The organism is Opitutus sp. (assembly GCA_024998815.1).
Taxonomy (GTDB): Bacteria; Verrucomicrobiota; Verrucomicrobiia; order Opitutales; family Opitutaceae; genus Rariglobus.
This window is the reverse complement of record JACEUQ010000003.1, coordinates 441,073-462,666: the sequence shown is the minus strand read 5'-3', so window position 1 is coordinate 462,666 and position 21,594 is coordinate 441,073. Positions and strand designations below refer to the sequence as shown.

Sequence of the window (21,594 nt, the reverse complement as noted above, 5' to 3'; positions counted from 1 at the left end):
CGCGATCAGCTTGGGGCGGTGGCCAAAGGCGGTTCAGGGCCGAGTACAGGGAAGTTTTCCTGTAAAATCCTCGCTACGATTTGCCCCCAGCGCTGGGCGACACTCCATTGCTCCGCATTATGAAGGATACCATGTAACCATCTGGCCAGCTTTGTGATGAGTTCACTCAGGCGAGGTGCCTCGGCATGGCTCAAGCGCACGTCCAGGCGGCGTTGACCGGAGTGTTCGCTCTGCCGGGTCGCTCCGCAGAGCAGACGGGGACGTGTACTCACCGCCTCGTGGTGCTGACCGGGTTGAAGCAGGCGGTGATAGAGCGTCCACCAGTTGTAAACCAGTGCGGCCAAACGCGCGGCGTGCTGACAGGAGTTTAGCTCCTGGGAGGTAAACCCCGACCAGCTCCACTGGTTCTTGAGCTCGTCGAAGGGGTTTTCCGCGCCCCCACGTTCCCGATACAGGGTGGCAAGGGTAAGGATCTCGTAGGGCAGGCTCGTAACGAGGATCTGATGTTCGTAGATGATCGGCTCGCAGGCGGCCGCGTCGGGGATGTTCAGCAGCAAAGCGTGGTCGGCTTGCTCGCGCACGAGGCGGCGGCGGGCCCGGGGGTGGCGTTGGTCGTTGAGGCGACGGCGCAAGACCACCACACGTCGGGCCCGGTTCCAGCCTTGCAGGCGCAGGCAGCTTTCGCAGCCCTGCCAGCCTTGTCCGGCGTCGGTCCAAGCGGTGGTGGTGGTGCGTTCAAGCGCGGCCACCAGCTCGCGGGCCTTGGCGGTGCGGCGCAGTTTGAACAAATAGTTGAGTTTACGCGCTTCAGCTTCACTGAGCAGCGCCTCCTGGCCATAGGCGCAGTCACCGCGCAAAAGATGGGGCCGGCGCTCGGCTGGCAGTCGGTCGATGAGCGCCCACAGCCCCGCAAAACCATGTCCGGCGGCGGATTGATCGCCGGGGTGCACCTCCACGTCCAGACACAGGCGCAAGGTGGCGATCCAGTAGGTGTGGTAGGCGTGGCTGGGGCGTCCGGGCTTTTGCGGGTTATAGCCGATGCTGGCACCTTCCTGACGTCCATAGATGGGCTTGATGGTGACATCGATGTCGAGGATCCACTGGTTATCCAAAAACCCATGACAGGTTTGGTCGAGGTGACGCCGCAACCAGTCCTGCCCCTGCTCGGCACCGATGCGAGCCAGCGCCCGGCGCACACAATCCTCGCTGACAATCGACTTAAGTCCGAGCAGGCTCGGGGCAATGTCGTCGCCGCGCAGGGCCGCGAGGTGCGCGTAGCGATAGTGCCCGGAGAGCATCCCCAAAAGCAGGGTTCCAATCACGTCGCGAGGGCGGTGTGCGCGGTTGCTGCTGTAACAAAGCGGCGTGTCCGCAACCAGTGCCTCGAAGCCTCCTGTCGCACACAAGTACTGCGTGAAAAACACCAGTGCCCCCAAGGGGCTCACCGGCAACTCTGGGGCGAACTGCGCACGAAAACGTCCTCCGGGTGTATCCACAATCAACACCTCGGCGGCATCGCTTGGCGTTGCCTTGTGATCAGGGTTTTCTGACTCACCCTCGGGGTGAGCTTTTTCCGGCGGTAAAAACGGCGGCATATGACAGCCAAACAATCACCTGCGTGATTTTTGGCTAGTTTCTATTGCCGGATTTAGGATAAAGATTGCGGGCAACGGCGTGCTCAGCGCGATCGTCTACGCCCCTACTGCCGCAGTCGATATCAACGGCAACGGTGATGTGCTCGGCTCGGTGGTGGCCAAAAACATAACCCTGGTCGGTAACGCCGCCTTCCACTACGACGAATCCCTGGGCGATTTCGGCGGCAGCAGCCCCTACGGTATCAGCAAATGGTCCGAGCTGACCTCCGCCGCCCAACGCGCTGATCACAAGGAAGACCTCGACTTCTGAGCACCCATCCCAGCCGACTCGATAGCCCCTCAAATTAGGCCAATAAATAACGCGTCGCCCTCGCCCTACATCCCCTGTTAGCCCTTGGTCCGAGCCGACTCCTGTGTCGCCTCGGACTTATTTTTTACCGCCGTGAACCTCGTTCTTTTCGAAGCCGCCGAACTCGCCGCTCCCCTGCCCCGCACCGATCCACGGGCCAAACACATCCTCGACGTCCTGCGCCGCCGCGAAGGCGACAGTGTTGATGTCGGCCTGGTCAACGGTCCCTGCGGCAAGGCCACTTTGGCCGAGCTGCGCAGCGACGCGCTCACGTTCACGTTTAACTGGGGCCCGCCCCCCGCGCCGCTGCCGGCGACGGTGCTGCTGATCGGCCTGCCGCGCCCGCAAACCGCCCGGGACATCCTGCGCGACGCCACCACCCTGGGGGCGACCGCCCTGCATTTTATCGCCACGGAGCGCGCCGACCCCAATTACGCGAGCAGCACGCTGTGGACGAGTGGCGAATGGCGCCGCCACTGCCTGGCCGGCGCGGCCCAAGCCTTCGACACCCGCATCCCCACGGTAACCTGGACCCACACCCTGGCCTCGGCCCTGGCCGCCCTTGAACCGGCCACCCGCATCGCCCTCGACAACTACGAAGCCTCCAGCCCCCTGATAAAGTGTCACCTATTAGGTGACACTCCCCTGCCCTTGGGGCCAAACCCCAGCGAGTGTCACCTAATAGGTGACACTCGCGCCGTCGCCTCCGGTGTGCCGCAGGCACTGGCATTTGGGCCGGAACGCGGGTTTGGGCCGGCAGACCGCGCGGCGCTGCGTGCCGCGGGGTTTACCCTGGCCCACCTCGGCACCCGCGTGCTGCGGGTCGAGACGGCGGTCGTCGCCGCCTTGGCCATTACGCGGCTGCACTAATACCCATTCCTAGCCGAATCCTCTCCGTAAAAAGTAGCGCAGACTTCCAGTCTGCTCCGATTTAAAATGCAGACTGGAAGTCTGCGCTACTTTTTACGGCCTCGCCCGCCTCCTGTTAACCGCCTACACGGCGGAAAAACGCCGTGGTCGGCTGGCGCGCGCCTTTGCCCAGGCGCTTCACACACGTCCAGCCCGGCGGCTCCAGGGTGACTTCGCCCGGCATCTCAAACACCACCACCGGGTCTGCCTCCACCGGCCACCACCCGGCCATGCGCGCAAACAGCACCAGACCCACCTCCGCGATCAGTTCGTAAGGTGGGTCAATAAACACCAGATCTGGCGCCTCGCCCGCCGCCGGCGCCCACGTCAACACGTCCGCCGCGCGCAGGCTTAAGCCCGCTTCCGGCCGCCCCGCGCTTTTCGCGACCGCCACGATATTTTTGCGGATGCACTCGGCGGCCTTAGGGTTTTTCTCCACAAACACACCGCCCACCGCCCCGCGACTGAACGCCTCCAACCCGTAAGCGCCGCTGCCGGCAAACAGGTCCACAAAACGCGCCTCAGGCAGCCGCGCCGCCAAACTGGAAAACACCGCCTGCCTCATCCCATCGGTGGCCGGACGCGTCAGGTCGCCTTTAGGGACCTGCAAGGTAACACCGCGCGCCGCTCCGCCACTGATACGCACAACAATAAAACGGAGGTTAACGTTAACCGCGGCCCCGCAGGGCTACTGTTTAACCGCAGCTTCGCGGTACTGAACGTAGGAGCTGCGCACGGCGATGTAGGGATCGAGAGCGTCTTTGCGCACGGCGTCGTAGGTCTTGAGCGTGCCAGGTAGGCGTTGGACCCCGTTGACCACGTCCACGCCGGTTTTAACCTCCCAGTTGTACCACTCGACGTTCTGCTGGATGTCCCAGTTGAGCGGATTAAGGAAATGGTCCCCAACCATGCCCACGGTGTCGCGCACCGTGCCAGGACCGAACAGCGGCAGCACCAAATACGGGCCTTGGCCGATGTGCCACACGCCGAGGGTTTGACCGGTGTCTTCACGGGGAAGCGAGGCGAGCGCCGGCACTTCGTTCGAAATACGAATGAACCCGCCCAGGCCGGCCACCGTGTTGACCGCGAATTTCCCGGTCTCCAGCCCGGCACGGCTGAACTTGCCCTGCAGCGTGCAGTTCACCACGCGCACGGGAAACAACAGGTTGCTGAAAAAGTTCTCAAGCCCTTCGCGCCCCGCCGCCGGCACCACCGCCACGTAGCCTTTGGAAATGGGGCGCAGTGCGTAGGTATAGAGCCCGTCGTTGAACTTGAAAATCGCCCGATTCACGCGTTCAAACGGATCGGAGATCGGCACGCTCGCATACTCGTCCATCTCCTCGACCACCGCCGGATCCGGCGCGGCTGGGGTTTTCTGAGCGCGTGCGAGCGGGGCGGTGGCGGCGACGAACAGCGAAAAGGTCAGCAGGAGCGGGATTCGGGGGTTCATTTGGCGGCGGAGTTGGACAGATTTTGTTTCAGGGAAGCGAGCACCTCGGGGGCGCCGCCGTGCTGGAACAGAGGATTTAACTGAGCTCGCCAGTTGGCAATCATGCTCACGCCCTCGATCTTCACGTCGACGATGCGCCAGCATTCGGCCCCTTTTTCCAAGCGGTAAACGACGCTGTATTTCTTGCCGGCGTAATCAATGGTGGTGGGCACGTCGCGCACGGTGGGCCGCTTCGGATCCGGCACCACTTCAGCCGAATAGGTAATCCCAGGGCGCGCGCCGGCCTCGAAGCGGTCGGCGTAATTGCGGATCACCACCTCGGTGAACAGCGTGACCGCGCTGGCCTGCTGCTCGGGGGTGAACTGCTGCCAGCCGGGCCCGACCGCTTTGCGGGTGATGACCTCAAAGTTGAAATACTTCTCCAGCACCGGCCGCACCCGCAGTGAAAGCGGCGTGGTCGCAGCCGCGCCATCATAGGCAATGGCAAGGACTTCGTTAACCGCCCCCTTCAGCATCTCATGGCTGTCCGCAGCGCACTCGGCGGCGGGCAAACGCAGGGCGGACAATACGGCCGTAAAAACGGCGATTTTGAGCAGGCGCAGGTTCATTTGGTTTCGGCGGGCTTAGGTTTAGAGGTGGTGCTGCCAAAGGCGAAGCGGCTGATGAGCGACTCCAAATCCACGGTGGATTCGGTGTCGGTGATCAGGCTGCCGGGAGCGAGAAACTCGCTGTCGCCACCCGGGGCGAGCGACAGGAATTTGTCGCCGATCAACCCCGTGGTCTTGATCGAGGCGATGGAATCGACGGGAAGTTTGATGGCCTTGCGCACGTTGAAGGTAACTACGGCACTAAAGTCCTTCGGGTTAAGCTCGATTGCCTTAATTCGCCCGATGGTCACGCCCGCGATGATGACATTGCTGCCGGGGTTGAGCCCGCCGGAGTTGGTGAATCGCGCCTGCAGCTCGTAGGTGTCGCCACCGACCAACGCGCCCGCGCCGATGCGCAAAGCCACGTAGGCGACAGCCGTGAGGCCGAGTAACACGAACGCTCCTACAATCAGTTCCAGTCTGGACTGTTTCATAAATCGTCTTCCGAGGTAATGGTTTCGCCACGGCGCAGCGCCGCGAGCGTGTCCCGCAGGGTGTCCGCGCTGTCACGAAAGGCGCGAACCATGGGGTTTTCTGAACGGTTAAAGGCTTCCGGGGTGCCCTGAAATTGCATACGCCCGCCGTCGAGCAGCGCCACCTGGTCGCTCGCCACCAGCGCCTCGGGCAGATCGTGCGTCACCAGCACGGCGGTGAACCCGAACTGGCGCTGGTATTTAACGATCATCTCAAACACGTGGTTGCGGCGGATCGGGTCGAGTCCGGCGGTCGGTTCGTCAAAGAGCACCAATTCCGGCCGAGTCACGATGGCCCGCGCCAACGCCAGACGTTTCTGCATGCCGCCGGAAAGCTGGCTGGGGTAGCGGGAGCGATGCTTGGTCAGATCGAGCTGGTGCAAGGCCTCCATCGCGCGGCGGCGGATTTCGCGGTTGGGTATCTGGGTGGTCTGTTCGAGCGGAAGGGCGACGTTTTCCAGCACGGTGAGCGAATCGAGCAGCGCGTTGCCTTGAAAGAGGTAACTGCAGCGGCGGCGAAACTCGGCGCGTGCAAGGGCGTTGGCGGCGTTGAGCGCCTGGCCGTCGAAGCGGATCTCGCCTTCGTCGGGGCGCACAATGCCGGCCAGACACTTTAGGAAAACCGACTTGCCGGTGCCGCTCTTGCCCAAAACGGTGACCACCGTGCCGCGCGGCACGGCGAGATCGACGCCCGCCAACACGGTGTTTTCGCCGAAATTTTTGGTCACGCCGCGGATGTCGAGGAAGAGCTCGGAACCGGAGGCTGGAACTGGAATGGGGGCACTCACGAGTGTTTAACCAGCAACGAAGTGATGAGGTAATCGGCGGCCAGCACGACGATGCTGGAGAACACCACGGCGCGTGTTGTCGAGGCGCTCACGGCGCGCGCGCCGGTCGAGCCGCGGCGACGGTGGGCGTTGAAGCCGTTGTAGGCGCAGATCGAGATGGTGAGCAGACCGAAAACCACGGCCTTGATGAAACACTCGGCCACATCCTGCGGATCCACGGCCTTGTAAACCGCCGCCCAATACACGCCTGGCTGGAGGTTCAACAGCACGGAGCCGGACAGGTAGCCGCCCAACAAACCGACCAGGCAGAAAATGGCGGTCTGAATCGGATACACCACGAGGGCGGCGAGCAGGCGCGGTGAAATCAAGTAGGCGTGGGTGCTGGCGCCCATCGTCTCCAACGCGTCGATCTGCTCGCTGTTACGCTGGATGCCGAGTTCGGCGGCGAGGGCCGAGCCGGCTTGGCCAACCAGCATGAGTGCGGCGAGAACCGGGGCGAGTTCGCGCACCAAAGTGAGTGAAACCAGCGTGCCCAACAGCCCCTCGGAGCCGAACTTGTTGAGCACGTAGTAACCCTGCAAACCGAGGACCAGACCGGTAAAAACACCCACGATCACGATCACCGGCACGCAACGAACACCCTGCTCGTAAATGGCCCGCACGATCCGGCGCCCCAGCTTGCGCGAGCCGACGGCGGCCGTGAAACCGCGGGTCGTGAACACGGCAAAGTCGCCGATTTCTTCGACGAGATGAAGAGTGTGTTGGCCGAGCGTGCGCAGCATTGGGGGGAGCGAGACGGTAGGATTATAGCCGCCGCAAGCAAGACTGAGTTGCGCCTTTACGAAGGCGGCGGAACGGCATCCCCGGTGGGACGACCTCCGTGTCGCCCGGGATCGAAAAAGTGGCGCAGACTTCCCAGTCTGCTCCGCGTCAGCTCCGGCAAACGCCAGAGCTGACTGGAAGTCTGCGCTACTTTTTCGAATCCTCGCCGCTTTAAAACCGGCCGTGCTCCAGGCCGAAATACGCCACTGCGTTGTCGTGGCAGATGTCGCGCACCAGTTTGCCCAGCGCCACCTCGTCGGCCGGGATCAGCCCCGCCGTCACGTCGGCCCCGATCAGCCCGCACAGGATACGCCGGAAATACTCGTGCCGCGGATACGACAGGAAACTGCGCGAATCGGTCAGCATGCCCACAAAGCGTGAAAGCAACCCGAGTTGTGACAACGCGTTGAGCTGCATCTCCATCCCCTCCTTTTGGTCAAGGAACCACCAGCCGCTGCCGAACTGGATTTTGCCCGCTACCGAGCCGTCCTGGAAATTGCCGATCATGGTGGCAAAAACGTAGTTGTCGGCCGGATTCAGGTTATAAATGACAACCTTCGGCAGCTGGTTGTCGCGGTCGAGCGTGTCGAGGTAACGCGTCAGCGCGCGCGCCTGCGGGAAATCGCCGATCGAATCCACCCCGGCGTCGGCGCCGATACGCTGGAGCAGGCGGCTGTTGTTGTTACGCAACGCGCCGAGGTGCAGCTGCTTGGTCCAGCCGCGTTTGGCGTCGAGGCGGCCAAGAAACACCATCACGTACCAGACCCACTTTGCGGTCTGCTCGGGAGTGGCGGGGCGGCCGGCGCGGGTTTGGGCAAAAATCGCCACGGCCTCCGCCTCGCTGCAATCGGCGTCGGGCAGGTTTTCCAGACCGTGGTCGGAAAGGCGCCCGCCCAGGGAATGGAAAAACGCGTGGCGGCGCTCCAGCGCTTCGAGCAGGGCAGAAAGGGAGTTAACCTCCACCTCGGCGCGGGCGGCCAGTTGGTCGGCCCAAGTGTTGAAGACGGCCGGGGCGTTCACCGCCATAAGTTTGTCGGCGCGGAAAGTCGGGTAAACGCGGGTCGTCAGGCCGGACTTGGCGATGGCGATGTGGTGCTCCAGGGAATCGGCGGGGTCGTCGGTGGTGCAAACGACGGCGACGCGGTTGGCCGTGAGCAGGCCGTGGGTGGAGAAAGCGGGCGAGGCGAGCTGGGCGTTGGCCAGCTCCCAGATTTGGGGGGCGTTGAGCTCGTTGATCAGCAGTTCGATGCCGAAAAAGCGCCGCAGCTCCAGGTGCGACCAGTGGTGAAGCGGGTTGCGCAGCAGCGTGGGCACGATGCGGCAGTAGGCCAAAAACTTGTCGTAGTCGGAGGTGGTTTTACCGGTGATGAGCTCCTCGTTGACCCCGGCCGAGCGCATCGCGCGCCACTTGTAATGGTCGCCTGCGAGCCAGATCTGCGTGAGGTTTTCGAAGCGGCGGTTGGCCGCGATTTGGTCGGGCGGCAGGTGGCAGTGGTAGTCGTAGATCGGCTGCGGCTTGGCGTAGGTGTGGTACAGCAACCGCGCCCACTCCGTGGTGAGCAGGAAATCGTCGTGCAGAAAAGCAGGGGTGGAAATCATGGCGAGGAAAACGGGATGAATGGAACGAGAGGAAGAATGAAAAAAGGGGACGGACGTGTGTGACCGAGGAGGGTGGCAGCATCGAAGCTGTCGGATGAAACCAAGGCAGTTTAGCCGCAAAAGAACGCAAGGAGCGCAAAGAACAAACCCTGTATTTCTATGCGTTCTCTGCGTTCTTTCGCGGCTAAAAGGATCGGATTTTTGGCGTTTATTAAAAAAGGGGGACTAGGATGCGAAACGTTGAATGCTACGGCCTAACTGGCGCACAACCGAGAATTGGGTCGAACCTCGGCAGCGAGATCCGTTGAGCGAACGGCAGGACAAACGCAGTTCAATGGAACGTAACGATCAGTGAAATCCTTGCCTTGGGTAGCGCGAATGTGTCTACCTGCAAACTGTTTCATGCCTGACGCCGCGCCCCACTCCCGCATCACCCTCAAACAAGTCGCCGCCGAAGCCGGCGTGCATGTTTCCACCGCCTGGCGCGCGCTCAAAAACGACACCTACGTCGACCCGGTCAAACGTGCCCGCATCCGCGAAATTTCCCAGCGGCTGGGCTATGTGCCCGACCCGATGCTCACGGCGCTCAGCCACTACCGGCGCAAGCAGCACACGCCGGCCTACCGCTCGACCTTTGCCTGGGTGCACACCTTCGCCGATCGCCACGGCTGGCAGGGCGAGGAAAACATCCACGCTTATCACGCGGGAGCCGACCAATTCGCCGCCTCCATGGGCTACAAACTCGAAGAGTTTTGGCTCACCGAGCCCGGTCTCAGTGCCAAGCGCGCCCGCGAGGTGCTGCTCGCGCGCAACATCCGCGGCCTGCTCTTCGCGCCTCAGCCCGCGGCGCGCACCGAGATCAAACTGGCGATGGATGCGTTTGCCGCGGTGAGCATCGGCTACTCGCTGACCACGCCCCGCCTGCACATCACGGCCAACCACCAGCACAGCTCCACGCTCACTTGCCTGCGCGAACTCTGCCGCCTCGGCCACCGCCGCATCGGCATGGTGAGCGCCTCCGACACCCTCAGCCGCGTTGAGCACAGTTTCGAGACCCCGTATTACTTTTTAAAAGACGCCCAACCGAAAAGCCGCCCGATCCCGCTTTTCACCATCGAAGGACGCGACGAACCAGCCTTTGTTAACCCCTACCGCGAGCGCTTCCTGGCGTGGGTTAAACGCCACCAACCCACCGCGATCGTCTCGACGATTTCCGAGGTGAAGGGCTGGCTGGAAGGCGCCGGTTACGCCATTCCGGGAGACATCAGCCTGGTCACGTTATCGCGAGTTTTTGATCCGCAGTGGACGGGCATTGATCAGCAGGAAAAAGAAGTCGGGGCGCGCGCGGTGGAGCTGCTGATCAGTTTGTTTCAAACCGGCGAACGCGGCGTGCCAGCAAACCCGTTGCGGCTCTTGGTGGAAGGCCGCTGGATCGACAGCGGCACTGTTAAAAAAATCGGCCCGCCGGTCGCCGAGTTGCTCGAACGCCTCACCTGATACAGCGAGCGGACGACACGGAGGGCGTCCCTCCGGGGGATCGGGATCGAGGGAGGGCCCAACTCCGTGTGGGCTGGTTCTGAAAAGTAGCGCAGACTTCCCAGTCTGCCTCCGGTCGCCGGCCCAGAACCGTCTTCGAAGCAGACTGGAAGTCTGCGCTACTTTTCGATCCCGGACGACACGGAGGTCGTCCCTCCATTCTCGCCCTCTTTTACGGGGCCTTAACCAGGCCCGTGCTGATGCATTTCAGCGTGACCGTGTCGTCGCCCGTGGTGACGTGTTCGAGCGAGCTTTTCACCGTGGCGCGCACCGCGCCAGGATTTGCGCTCAAGTAGGCTTGAGCGGCCTGCGCAACTTTAGCCGGCAGCTTGACGGTGTGGACCACGAGGCCCGAATTGGGCAATCCGATTGCTTCCGCATCGTCGATGATACCGATGGATTTATCCCCCAAGGAGAGTGTGTGCGTCGAGCTGCGGATCACCAGCGGCACGATGTTCGGGTTGGCAAAACTCAGGGTGAGCACGCCGGTGTCGTTACCCACAACAAGACCCGTAACCCTCGCCGCCGGAGCGTCCAGACGCTCTTCGGGAGGCGTGCTGCAACCGGTCAGAATGAGGGCCAAGGATACACTGATGGATAAAAGGAAGGGGCGCATGTGGGCGACAAAAGCGCAGGCGAAGTTTAACGACAATCTGATTTCGCCGTGCGTACTCAACGTGCGCAGTCGCCCGCAGTTCGAGGTACCGAGAGCGTGCGCGTTTTGGCGTGCGAGCGCTCGAACTCGTCCGGGGGCGCCAAGGGGGAAATTAAAGAGTTGAGCCGCGGCTGCTCCGGGCTGTTTCTCTTGCCGATATGACCGGCTCAATTGCGGCACGCATCACCGACTTTGTGGCGCACATGTCAGCCCAGGACATGGTGCTGAACGTCAGTTATGTGCTGAATGTCATTACCATGTTTTTGCGCCAGATGCTGCCGCTGCGCATCGGCATGGTGGTGGTGAGCTGCGGCTTCTTCGCTTTCGCCCTGATGGCGGGCAATTACAGCATGGTTGCCTGGAACGTCGTGTTTTTGGCCATCAATATCATCCAGGTGGTCCTGCTTTTATTGGAGAAAAAACAAATCCACCTCTCGGCCGAACTCGAAGCGGTCCACGCCAGTTTGTTTTCCTCCCTGCCGCGCCGCGATTTCCTGTTTTTATGGAACATGGGGCAGGAGCGCACCCTCGCCAACGACGACTACCTTGCCCGTAAGGGAGTGCCCCAAAAAACGATCTGCCTCATCCTCGAAGGGAAGGCCCGCGTCGAAAAAGACGGTCAATTAATCGCCACGCTCAACCCGCAGTCGTTTGTCGGCGAAATGAGTTTCTTTACCGGTAGCGCCGCCTCGGCGGATGTGAAGGCCCAAGGCCCGCTGCGCTTCAACGAATGGTCGCAGTCCCACATTCAGGCGCTGGAACAATTGAAGCCCGATCTGCTCAACAAAATGTGGGTTATCCTCGGCCAGGATTTGAGCAAAAAGCTGCAACGCTAACGCGGCGTTAAAGCGCCGCGAACGGCTTGAGCTTAAAAGTAGCGCAGACTTCCAGTCTGCCTCCGCGCCAGGCCACTGCTGGGCCCACGAAGCAGACTGGAAGTCTGCGCTACTTTTCGGGCTGGGTGCGCCCCAGCCCACGCGTAGGTGGCCCTCCTTCAGCGTTTCAGCGCCGCGCCAACAGCGCGTAGATCAAAACGGCGCCGGCCACCGAGACGTTGAGCGACTCCACTCGGCCGCTACCGGGGATCGTCACCAGACGGGTGCAGGCCCGCTCCACCTCGGGCGCCAAGCCGTGCTCCTCGTTGCCCAACACCACCGCCACTGGTTTGGCCGGGCCCGCCAAGACCACTGGTTTGCCGCCGCGCGCCGCCGCACCCGCCACGTCGTAACCGGCCGCCGCCAGCTCGCGCATCAGCTTCGCCAAATCCGGCGTGCGCCAAACCTCAACCTGCTCCAGCCCGCCTTCCGACACGCGGAACGCCGCCTCGCCCGGCAGCGCGGCCTGCGGATGCGCGGGAATGATGATGTGCTCCACGCCAAAAAACGCCGCCGTGCGGGCAATCGCCCCCAAATTGTGGGCGTTGCCAATGCGATCGAGCAGCACCAGCGGCGTACGTTTGGCCGCCCAGTTGGCCACCACCCGCGCATCGGGCGCACGCAGCTTCGGCGCCTCGATCACCGCGACAATCCCGCCGTGATGGATACTGCCGGAGATTTTCTCCAACTCGGCCGGCGGCACGCAGCGGTAGACCTTGCGCGCCGCCGCCAGCGCCTTGCACAGCGCGCCGACTTTGCGCCCCGTCGCCTCGTCAAAAAACAGCCGCTTGATCGACGCCGGATCACGCTCAAAACGCGACCGCACCGCGACCAGACCACACAGATTCAGTTCTTTGGAATTCGTACTCATGCCATTCAAAAACAGGGATCTAAAACCAGGTTTCTTACCGCTAATGGACGCTAATGAACGCTAAGTTACGGAGGGCCGGATTTCAGGAATGCAGAACTCGGAAAAACTCCGAGTTTCCGGAAGGTCTGAATTAGCGTCCCTTAGCGTCCATTAGCGGTTAAAAAATCTGCGGGTTTGGCGGGGTGAACGGGTGTCGACGCCTCCGTTTATTCCTTCACCTCGCCGACCAGGGTGAACTCCTCGCGGTCGTGATAAAGGTGGCGGATGCGCACGTTGACTCCGCAGCGCGAAAACACCGACTCGGGCGCGCGCATCTCGGCTAGCAACGCGAGCGGATCGACGCGGCCGAACTTGAGGATAACCACAAAGCGGCGACACCATTTGTTGGCCAACCACGGCGTGATCAGGTTCTCGACCACGTGATGCGGCTCCTCGACCAGGTCGCAGAACATCCAGTCAAACACCTGCCCGGACGCCGGCCGGAACTGAAAGGCGTCCTCCATGCGGTGCTCGATCTTGTAATTGTTATACGCGCCGCCTTTGAGCGGGCCGTTGTCGACGGCCACGATCTTGGCGCCGCGCTTGGACGCACTGTAACTCCAGCCGCCGGGCGCGGCACCGAGGTCGGCGACGGTTTCCTCAAACTGGGGTTCACGGCCAAGCACGATGTAGGCCTCCTCGATTTTGAGGTAGGAGCGCGACGGCGCCTGCTCGTCGTCGGCCATGCGGCGCTGCCCGCCGAAGATCGCCTCGCGCGACACGTAGGCGCGCTTGAAATCGACGAAAAACACATAGAGCCCACGCAACCGGGCAACGCCACGCGGCTTGGTGACCACCGCGAGTTTGGCCACGCGCGCCATGCGCTTTTTGAGGTTTTCGTAGACCATCTTTTCGACGCCTTTGACGCGGCGCCCTAGGCCGTCGAGTTCGGCGGCCTCTTCAAACAAACACGGCCACTCCGCATCGAAGCGGTCGGTTTTGGCGGTGGTTAAAAACTGCTCGGTGACCTTGGCGGCCAGGGCGTTGACCGAGTCGGCCGCGATCTCGACGGGGTCGAGCAGGATCATCTGCGGAAAACACAGATCGGGCACGTCGGGCGAGGCCGGATTGGCTTCGGTGCGGACCCAGCCCGGGCCCTGCTCGACGGGGGCGTAGCCGCGAGCGCGCAGCTCGCCGGCGAGCAAATCCACGAATCCGGGTTGGCAGGTAAAAATCATTTGTGGCGCAGCGTGCCGCCCGTGCAGGGAGGCGGCGAGAATTTTAACGGGAGCGTTGGCCAGTGCGGTGCCACGGGGTGGATTCTGCAGCGGATTTTAACGCAAAGACGCGAAGGTCGATCCGAAGTACGCCGAGTAATGCAGCGCATGGCTTGGCGATCTTTGCGTCCCTTTGCGCCTTTGCGTTAAAACTCCGCGTTCGACCCCATTCCCGCCGCCGCCGTCCTTGTCCTTTACTCTTTTGAGTCGCTCCGGTTGATGAAGCGCTCCGGTTTCCATTTTACCGTTCCCACCGTTTTCACCGCCAATCCATTTTAAGCCATGAGCGACACCGCCACCACCACCCGCCCCCCAACCGCCAAAAAATCGCCGATCGCCGGGCTCTTGCGTTTGCGCGAGGGCATCTGGACGTCCGAGGCCATGAACGACACTTCGCCAAGCGGACGACTCAAAGCACTGCTCCGCGTGAGTGCGACCACCGTCAAGGGGGTTATCTATAACAAGATCCCCGTGCAGTCGGCGGCGCTCACTTACTACACGCTGATGTCGATCGGGCCGATGCTCGTCTTGGCGCTCACCCTGGGCGGCTTCATTTTGAGCAAACAGGAGAACGGCCACCAAAAACTAAAGGAGGCGATCTCTTCGGCCCTTCACGGGCTGGCGCCGCAAACCGGCTTGCATGCCGCAAACGCCACGGCCGCTGGAGCCGCCGAAGGCGCAGCCGCCGTCGGCGAAAGCCCCGCTTCTGGATCGCCCGCGGCGATGACGCTCGCCGCAAACACCCCTGGGGCTAACACCCCGGCAACCTCCGCAGCCCCTCCGGCTCCCGCCGGCCTGGATCTGGACAGCATGGTCGACAACCTGCTCACCCAGGCCGCCAGCGGCGGAGCCTCGGCAGGCGGCCTACTCATCCTCGTTTTCCTCGCGGTGATGATGCTGTCCCGGGTTGAAAACGCCTTTAACACGATTTGGAACGTGAGCAAAGGCCGCCCCTGGAAAAGCCGCTTCATTAACTACTTCCTCTTCATGGCCGTGAGCTGCGTGCTCGGCGCCGCCTCGCTGACCATGCTCTCCGGCGCGTCGTTTGCCAAACAAGTCGACGACCTCCCCGAATGGCTGCGTAACCTGCCCGGGCTCGTGCGCTTCCTCAGCGGTGCCGGCCCGACGCTCATCTCCATCGGATTGATGACGCTGCTGGTGGCGCTGTTCAACAAATTCATGCCCAACGCCAAGGTGCGCTGGTGGCCGGCGCTCGGTGGCGGGCTGTTGGTGGCTGTCATTCTGGTGACCAACCAAAAGCTGGGCGCGCTTTACGCGGGCAATGTGGCCAATTTCAACAAGTTCTACGGCTCGTTGAGCATCATCCTCGTTTTGATGTTCGGTATGTACCTGTCGTGGCTGTTCTTGCTCATCGGCGGGCAGTTCACCTACGCCCTGCAAAACGCCCGCTCGCTGGCCGCCTACAGCACCTGGGAAAGCCTCTCCGCGCGCACCAAACAAACACTGTGTTTCGGCTGCCTTATCCTCATCGGACGGCGCTTCCGCGCCAACGAAAACGCCCCCGATTCCCAGGAGATGGCCGACATGTTGTGCGTGCCGCGCAGCCTCACCGACCAATGCCTCGCCCGCCTCATGGCGCTGCGCCTGGTGGTGGCCATCGACGACGGCGACACCAATCCCGACAACGACTGCTACCGCCCCAATTTCCCGCTCCACTCCCGCACCGTGGCCGACATCAAGCACCACCTTGAATCCTTTAACGGCAACGTCGCCATCGACCCCAAACTGCACACCGACGCAGGGCTGGCGCGCTTCGATGCAACCTACCGCCAATTCAATGAGCTGGCCGATGCGCGGCTCAGTTTCGACGCCCTGCTGGCCGAAACCGAACCGCAAAGCGCCTGAGCCCAGGTCCGCCAGCGAGAGGGCCCACCTCCGTGTGGGCTGGCGATGAAAAAAGTAGCGCAGACTTCCAGTCTGCCTCCGGTCGCAGGCCCCGAACCGTCTTCTAAGCAGACTGGAAGTCTGCGCTGGAGTTTGGCCTCTGACTAGTCGAACGAAGATCAGCCGAATCCTTGAGCTCACGCTCAAGGCCACACTCTTCGCGAACACACTCCTTGTGGCCTTGAGCGTGAGCTCAAGGATTCGGCGCACCGCAGCCAGAAAAAACACCTCGTGCTCACGCACGAAGCCACACCGAGCCAAAGCCACCCAGGCAAAGGCACACTCCAGGCCGCACCCGCCCGAACGTGGCCTTGAGCGTGAGCTCAAGGTCTGGAGTTTGGCCGTTTAACTCGTGCCAAGAACCATACAGGTGCTGCGCATCATGTATGGCGATCTGAGCTGATCACTCCGGAGAGTTTCGCAGACTTCGCAACAGCCACCCGCACGTCCACGAACGCATCGAAACCCATGCCGTTGCTACCTGCGGTACGCTTCTACCTTAGCTGGGGGGACGGATCTCAACTCGTTTTGGGGCCAAACTCCAGAGCAGACTGGAAGTCTGCGCTACTTCTAGATTCCGGACGACACGGAGGTCGTCCCTCCGCAATCGTTCTCTTACTCTTACTCGTTCTCGTTCCGCTGGCGGTTACCCGTGGTAAAGCATGCCTTAAATCTGGCCTTAAACCGTCGCCGTCATTTGCGAGGGTCGCCGCAGGGGCGTACGCTGTCCCGTGTGGTACGGGCTCCTCTTTATTTTGGCCATGATCTGGGCGGGGGTCGCCTCGCTCACGTGGTGGCGAGTGCCCACGTTGGCGTTGTGGAAAACCGCGGTCATCACGGGTGAATTCGGCCATTTTCTCGCCGTGGTGCCGTTGCTAACTGGAGCGGCAGCCTGGTGGGATGGCGGCCCGTGGAGTAAAGGTATTCTACTGCTGAGTGGGGTCGGCGTGCTGGCCTTGCTACGACCGGTAGTCCAGGCGGCATGGATTAGCCGCAGCCTGCCAGCAAAACTGACAGCCGCGTTTGGTCCGGTAAAAATGAACCACTCGCCGTTTTCGCTCAGCCGCTTGATTGCGCCGAGTTATCCGCCCGTGGTGGTGGAAACCTACACGATCACAGGCGGGCTGGAGCTGGATTTTTACCGTGCCGAAGGGCGCGCAGGGCCGGCACCGTGTGTGGTGATGATCCACGGCGGCAGCTGGGAGGCGGGCGACCGGCACCAGTTACCCGACTTGAATCACCACCTCGCCCACCGCGGCTATGCGGTGGCAGCGGTGAGTTATCGGCTGGCCCCGGCAACCGTGTGGCCGGGGCAGGCCGACGACATCATGTCGGCGATAAACCACTTGCGCACCCACGCCTCGTCGTTGGCGATCGACCCGACGCGCCTGGTGCTGATGGGGCGTTCGGCGGGCGGGCAACTGGCCACCGCCCTGGCCTACGGACACAAGGAGTTTCCGGTGCGCGGGGCGGTCTCCTTTTACGGCCCCAACGACCAGGTCTTCGAGTGGGGGATTTCGCGCGAAGACGATTGGCTCAACGCGATCAAGATCCTGCGCCAATTCCTCGGCGGCCCGCCGGAGAGCGCCCCCGAGGCGTATCGCACCTCCTCGGGTTACCTCATCGTAAACCGCGAAAACGCGGTGCCCACCCTGCTCGTCCACGGCCATCAAGATTCGCTGGTGTGGTACCAACTGAGCGCGCGCTTGCACACCAAACTCGACACCCTCGGGGTGCCCAACGCCCTCGTGTCGCTGCCGTGGGCCACCCACGCCTGCGACTTCAATCCGCGCGGTCCATCAGGCCAGTTGTCGTGGTACGCGCTGGAGTGGTTTTTGGCCGCAGTCACCAAGTAGCTGCGCACATTATAGGCTCGGCAACGGGTTGGGCATTTGGGATGCGTTACCCGCGCTACCCCGCACACCATTTTTTATGTCACTTTGGGAATATAAGCACATCACCAGCGGCCCGCATGGCTTTGCGACCTCCGCCCTCCTGGAGTCCTACCTCAACCAGCTCGGCAAGGACGAGTGGGAGATCATCAGCTACCAGAATTTACCTAATAACGCTTTGGCCTTCAACGGGGTCGCCCGCCGCACCACCTTGCGCGACTGGACTCTGGAAAGCGCCGCCGCCGCAGCCGCCAAACTCGAGGCAGACAAACTGCGCGCCGAATTTGCCGCCAAGTTCCAGGGCAACACCGCTGCCGCCGACGCCGCTGCCGAGCAGCCCTCGACGCTCATCTCCGAACGCGCGGCCACCGAGGAGACTCACCGCAAACTCCGCGACACCGAGCGCGACAGCGACCCCGACGCCCACGCCGGCGAGGATCTCGACGAATGGGATAACTACGACGACGACCTGCCCAATTTCTTCGAGGCGATCAAACCGCACCTGCGCAAAAACCAGCGCGGCAACGGCCAGTCCGTCGGCGTGACCTTCCTTGCCAAGCGCTGGGAACAGGCCGAGGGCGACATGATCGGTGCGCTTAAGGAATGCGGTTTTGCCATTCCGGATAAAGAGGACTCAGAACCCGAATACCTGGAATTCGAGGGCGACCTTTACTGGCTCAACCTGAACAACCGCCACGAGCTGTTCATCAACACCCGCGAAAAACCGCGTCCGGTCTACCGCGTCGTGGCCGCCAAAAAACTCGACCCGAGCGATCCGGCTGCCGCGTTACTCGTCGAGGAAGCCGCCGCCGAGCAGGCCGAGAAGGCCAAACGCGAGGCCGAGCGCATCGCCCGCGAAGCCGAACAGGCGGCCCGCCGCGCCGAACACGAAGCGCGGCGTCTCGCCCAACAAGCCGAGCACGAAGCCCGTCGCGTCGCCGCCCAAGCCGCGCGTGAAGCCGCCCAGGCTGCGCAAGCCGCCGCCCGCGCCGCTGCCGCGCAGGCCAAGGCCGCTCAAACCGAGGCAGCCCCGATTGCCCCCAACGGCACCGCCCCCTCCCAGCTCAACGTCGCCGAAGCCCCTGTCGCCAACGCGAGCGAGGGCGCTGCACCTGCCGCCAGCGAAACGGCACAGCTCGCAGATCCCGCCGCGACCCCGTTGCCGCAAGGCGAAGAGTTGCTGGCTGCGATCCGCCCGCTCATGCGCCGCAACCGTCGCGGCCCCGGCTATTCGGGGAGCACTGTGTTCCTCGCCCGCGCCCTCAAACACACCGAGGCCGAACTCGTCGCCGCCCTCGCTGCCACGGGTCTTCCGGTGCCAGAAAACGCCACCGACAAGACAATCAAGACCACCCTAGGCGCCTACGTTTACTGGTTAAACAAGGACCCCCGTGGCGCCATCTGGATCAACGGCGACGAGGCTCGCACCCCGAATTCAGACCAACCGGCAGGCGAAACTTCCGCCAACACCAGCGCCGAGGTGACTGCCAACTCCGAGGCGAGCCCTGCCGAGGCTACAGGCGCAACCCCGGCCTCGGCCGAAGTCGCTGTGCCTTCCCCCGCCGTGACACCCGAGACCGCCGCTGCCGCGCCCGAATCCGCCTCGCCCGATTCGCAAGGCACGCCCGCTGCGCAATCAGCCGCAGTCGACGTTGAAACCGTTTCGGCGAGTGAAACCGAATCTGCGCCCCTCGACGCCGCAGCCGATCAGATGCCGTCTGCACCGAACGAGGCAGGCGGACCAACCGACACGGTGCCGACGCCGGAGTCACCCGTGGAACCTGAAACGAAGGCACCGGTGCGCAAAGCCTCGCGGCAGTCGGCCGGGACGGCAGCGCTTACGGCGCTACGCCTGTTGCTCAAGCCGAACAAGCGCGGCAGCGGCGTATCCGCCGAAACCGGCTATCTGGCGAAAAGCGTGGGCCAGGACCTGCAAGTTTTGCTGGTCACGCTCACCGAGCTGGGGTTGGCGTTGCCCGCCACCGAGGAGCACAAGCCCTCGTTCGTGGTGCAGGCCGATGAGATTTATTGGCTCAACAAAAACCCGAAGGACGGATCGGTTTGGCTCAACGCCAAGGCCGCCAAAAGCGCGGTCAAAAAAACCGGCGGCACCGCCAAACCGCGCATTAAGAAACCGGTGGCTGAGGAGTAATACCACTTCGTGTTCTAGCAGCCCGTCGGACTGAAAAAAGCGGGTTCGGGCCAAGTCCCCGGCCCGCGCGCCAACTTTGAGTGTGGCGGATAGATTTTGGGGCCTAAAATACTCCTTCGGGCTGTGGCCCGTTGGATTAGGGCGGTTAATCAATGGCGCGTCCGGATTTTTTTGGTGTTTGAGGGTTGGTTTTCCTGCGTTGGCGAGGTTAGGCCGGCCGCAGTTTGGCGTTGAGGCGATGAAGACGCTTAAAGTTGTAGGCCAGGCACACCAGCTCCCATTCGAGGGATACTTTTTCCAGTCCGCGCATTAAAAAACGTCGGAAGCCGAGCGCCTCTTTTATAATACCAAAAATCGGTTCAATGGTTTCTTGCCGTAGTTTATATAACGCTCGTCCGGCGGCCGTAGCGGTGCGGTGGATCATGCGTTCGGCGAAGCTCGCCTCGGGGCCCGGTTGCGGCGGGTCTTCGTGCTGTTCGAGTTGGGCGATCGTGCGGCCATGCGGCTCCCGTTTCATCGCTGCATATACAGTTACGCCCGTTGTGGTTGCGTCCGGTGCGGACTCGGCCTTTGTCACCGCCGCTTCACTCACAAAACCACTGTCAATCAGTACGTTCGCCACCTCAATATGTTGCGCGATGGCCGCCAGGTTTGGCTCAAGCTGCTGTTTATCATTGGGCGCATTACAGACCCGCGCACCGACGATCAGGCGCGAGTCGGTGTCGGCCCCGGCTTGTGCATTATAACACTGCTGGAAGCCGTTGCCCGTTTTCATAATCCGGCTGACTTCATCGGTCAGGTTGACCTGGTCTTTCGTGCCCGGAGTGGGGTCGGGCTGAACGGGAACTGGGCCACGCGGTTTTTTACCCGTGTCGGCTTCGGACGCGGAGCGTTTTGCCATTTTAGCTTCATACTCAGCTTGTTCCGCCTGAAACCGCAGATGCGCCCGGGCCTCGATTTCCGCCTTGGCCTTGGCCAACGTCGCCTTGCGCTCCTCGCGCCGCTGGATCTCTGCGGGGATCGTCAACCCGTCTTGCAGCGGGATCGCGTCCGCAGCGTCGGCTTTGCGCAACAGTTCAGCGATTTCCAGATCAAGGACTTCCATCGTCTTAACCGCATGGGCATAACTCACCGCCGAGTGCTTGCTGGCGTTGGCAAGTATTTTGGTGCCATCGACGGCCACCGTGACGTTGCCGATCTTTAACACTCCGCACGCCGCAGACATCTGAAGTAATTGAGCAAAAGCTTTTTGCACCAATTTCCGGTTCTCCCGGCGGAACGTGCAAATCGTATCGTGGTCGGGGTGCGTGTCGGCACAGAGCAGGCGCACTGCCACGTTTTCATAGGTCGTGCGCTCAATTTGGCGGCTGGAAAAAACTCCCGTCGCGTAACTGTAAGTCAGTAAACTCAGGAGCATCGACGGCGGGTATTGCGCACTGCCGCTCCCACGCTGATTTACGGACACCGAACTGACGTCGATCAAGTCAACCGCATCGATGACAAAATGCACCAAGTGATCCGGCTTCACCCAATCCCGCAGGTCGGGCGGCAGCAGTAACGGAGTGCGCCGATCAATTATAACGAACTTGGTTGCCATGGAACTACTTAGTTACGCTTTTAATTGGTAGTCAATATAATAAAAATATTTAATGCGTTTATTTTTCCAAGTCCGACAGGCTCCTAGGTGGGCTTAATTAACCGGGTTCATGGGGGAGCGAATACTAGTGGGAAAACACCCTGAGCTCACGCTCAAGGCCACGAGGAGTATCTACGCGAAGAGTGTGTACACGAAGAGTATGTACGCGAAGAGTATGTACGCG

At 62.1% G+C, this 21,594-nt stretch carries 19 protein-coding genes; 7 read left to right on the top strand and 12 right to left on the bottom strand.

Features of this window, described 5'->3' with window-relative positions; translation table 11 throughout:
- Positions 1–5: 5 nt before the first annotated feature.
- Positions 6–1,595 (bottom strand): transposase, encoded by a 1,590-nt coding sequence (locus tag H2170_17055; protein ID MCS6301779.1) that lies wholly within the window; start codon positions 1,593–1,595, stop codon positions 6–8.
- 79 nt (positions 1,596–1,674) lie between these two features.
- Here H2170_17055 and H2170_17050 point away from each other — a divergent pair, with 79 nt between their 5' ends.
- Together H2170_17050 and H2170_17045 are read left to right on the top strand one after the other, a co-directional pair.
- Positions 1,675–1,905 (top strand): hypothetical protein, encoded by a 231-nt coding sequence (locus H2170_17050; protein ID MCS6301778.1) that lies wholly within the window; start codon positions 1,675–1,677, stop codon positions 1,903–1,905.
- Positions 1,906–2,037: 132 nt separating this feature from the next.
- Positions 2,038–2,814, top strand: a complete 777-nt coding sequence (locus tag H2170_17045; GenBank protein MCS6301777.1) for a 16S rRNA (uracil(1498)-N(3))-methyltransferase — start codon at positions 2,038–2,040, stop codon at positions 2,812–2,814.
- Between the two features lie 115 nt (positions 2,815–2,929).
- On the opposite strand, the gene H2170_17040 is transcribed toward H2170_17045, so the two are convergent.
- From H2170_17040 to uxaC, 7 genes are all read right to left on the bottom strand, one after another.
- On the bottom strand, positions 2,930–3,499 hold the full coding sequence (locus H2170_17040) for an RsmD family RNA methyltransferase (protein MCS6301776.1): 570 nt from the start codon (positions 3,497–3,499) through the stop codon (positions 2,930–2,932).
- 42 nt (positions 3,500–3,541) lie between these two features.
- The gene (locus H2170_17035) at positions 3,542–4,303 is read right to left on the bottom strand and encodes a VacJ family lipoprotein (protein MCS6301775.1); all 762 of its coding nucleotides are present in this window, start codon (positions 4,301–4,303) and stop codon (positions 3,542–3,544) included.
- On the bottom strand, positions 4,300–4,911 hold the full coding sequence (locus H2170_17030) for an ABC transporter substrate-binding protein (GenBank protein MCS6301774.1): 612 nt from the start codon (positions 4,909–4,911) through the stop codon (positions 4,300–4,302). The genes H2170_17035 and H2170_17030 overlap by 4 nt, the downstream gene beginning before the upstream one ends.
- Positions 4,908–5,384: an outer membrane lipid asymmetry maintenance protein MlaD gene (mlaD, locus tag H2170_17025; GenBank protein MCS6301773.1), complete on the bottom strand. Its 477-nt coding sequence runs from the start codon at positions 5,382–5,384 to the stop codon at positions 4,908–4,910. The genes H2170_17030 and mlaD overlap by 4 nt, the downstream gene beginning before the upstream one ends.
- Positions 5,381–6,211, bottom strand: a complete 831-nt coding sequence (locus tag H2170_17020) for an ATP-binding cassette domain-containing protein (GenBank protein ID MCS6301772.1) — start codon at positions 6,209–6,211, stop codon at positions 5,381–5,383. The genes mlaD and H2170_17020 overlap by 4 nt, the downstream gene beginning before the upstream one ends.
- Positions 6,208–6,993, bottom strand: a complete 786-nt coding sequence (locus H2170_17015) for an ABC transporter permease (GenBank protein ID MCS6301771.1) — start codon at positions 6,991–6,993, stop codon at positions 6,208–6,210. Before H2170_17015 ends, H2170_17020 begins: the two co-directional genes overlap by 4 nt.
- A gap of 211 nt (positions 6,994–7,204) precedes the next feature.
- Entirely contained in the window at positions 7,205–8,632 is a 1,428-nt protein-coding gene (gene uxaC, locus H2170_17010; GenBank protein ID MCS6301770.1) for a glucuronate isomerase, read from the bottom strand.
- A gap of 402 nt (positions 8,633–9,034) precedes the next feature.
- Between uxaC and H2170_17005 the strand changes: the two genes are divergently transcribed.
- Positions 9,035–10,129, top strand: a complete 1,095-nt coding sequence (locus H2170_17005) for a LacI family DNA-binding transcriptional regulator (GenBank protein MCS6301769.1) — start codon at positions 9,035–9,037, stop codon at positions 10,127–10,129.
- Between the two features lie 211 nt (positions 10,130–10,340).
- On the opposite strand, the gene H2170_17000 is transcribed toward H2170_17005, so the two are convergent.
- Positions 10,341–10,784 carry a hypothetical protein gene (locus tag H2170_17000; protein ID MCS6301768.1) on the bottom strand — a complete coding sequence of 148 codons (444 nt, stop codon included), beginning with the start codon at positions 10,782–10,784 and terminating at the stop codon, positions 10,341–10,343.
- Between the two features lie 197 nt (positions 10,785–10,981).
- Here H2170_17000 and H2170_16995 point away from each other — a divergent pair, with 197 nt between their 5' ends.
- The gene (locus tag H2170_16995; GenBank protein MCS6301767.1) at positions 10,982–11,659 is read left to right on the top strand and encodes a cyclic nucleotide-binding domain-containing protein; all 678 of its coding nucleotides are present in this window, start codon (positions 10,982–10,984) and stop codon (positions 11,657–11,659) included.
- Positions 11,660–11,825: 166 nt separating this feature from the next.
- On the opposite strand, the gene H2170_16990 is transcribed toward H2170_16995, so the two are convergent.
- Positions 11,826–12,569, bottom strand: a complete 744-nt coding sequence (locus tag H2170_16990) for an RNA methyltransferase (GenBank protein MCS6301766.1) — start codon at positions 12,567–12,569, stop codon at positions 11,826–11,828.
- A 206-nt stretch (positions 12,570–12,775) separates the two neighbouring features.
- Positions 12,776–13,786, bottom strand: coding sequence for an rRNA methyltransferase (locus H2170_16985; protein ID MCS6301765.1), 1,011 nt, complete (start codon positions 13,784–13,786; stop codon positions 12,776–12,778).
- Between the two features lie 321 nt (positions 13,787–14,107).
- On the opposite strand from H2170_16985, the gene H2170_16980 reads away from it, so the two are divergent.
- The 3 genes from H2170_16980 (at position 14,108) to H2170_16970 (ending at position 19,774) form a co-directional block, all read left to right on the top strand.
- The gene (locus H2170_16980; GenBank protein MCS6301764.1) at positions 14,108–15,691 is read left to right on the top strand and encodes a YihY/virulence factor BrkB family protein; all 1,584 of its coding nucleotides are present in this window, start codon (positions 14,108–14,110) and stop codon (positions 15,689–15,691) included.
- A gap of 800 nt (positions 15,692–16,491) precedes the next feature.
- The gene (locus H2170_16975; protein ID MCS6301763.1) at positions 16,492–17,586 is read left to right on the top strand and encodes an alpha/beta hydrolase; all 1,095 of its coding nucleotides are present in this window, start codon (positions 16,492–16,494) and stop codon (positions 17,584–17,586) included.
- Positions 17,587–17,662: 76 nt separating this feature from the next.
- Positions 17,663–19,774 (top strand): hypothetical protein, encoded by a 2,112-nt coding sequence (locus tag H2170_16970; GenBank protein ID MCS6301762.1) that lies wholly within the window; start codon positions 17,663–17,665, stop codon positions 19,772–19,774.
- A gap of 208 nt (positions 19,775–19,982) precedes the next feature.
- On the opposite strand, the gene H2170_16965 is transcribed toward H2170_16970, so the two are convergent.
- Positions 19,983–21,371, bottom strand: a complete 1,389-nt coding sequence (locus H2170_16965) for a transposase (GenBank protein MCS6301761.1) — start codon at positions 21,369–21,371, stop codon at positions 19,983–19,985.
- Positions 21,372–21,594 lie beyond the last annotated feature (223 nt).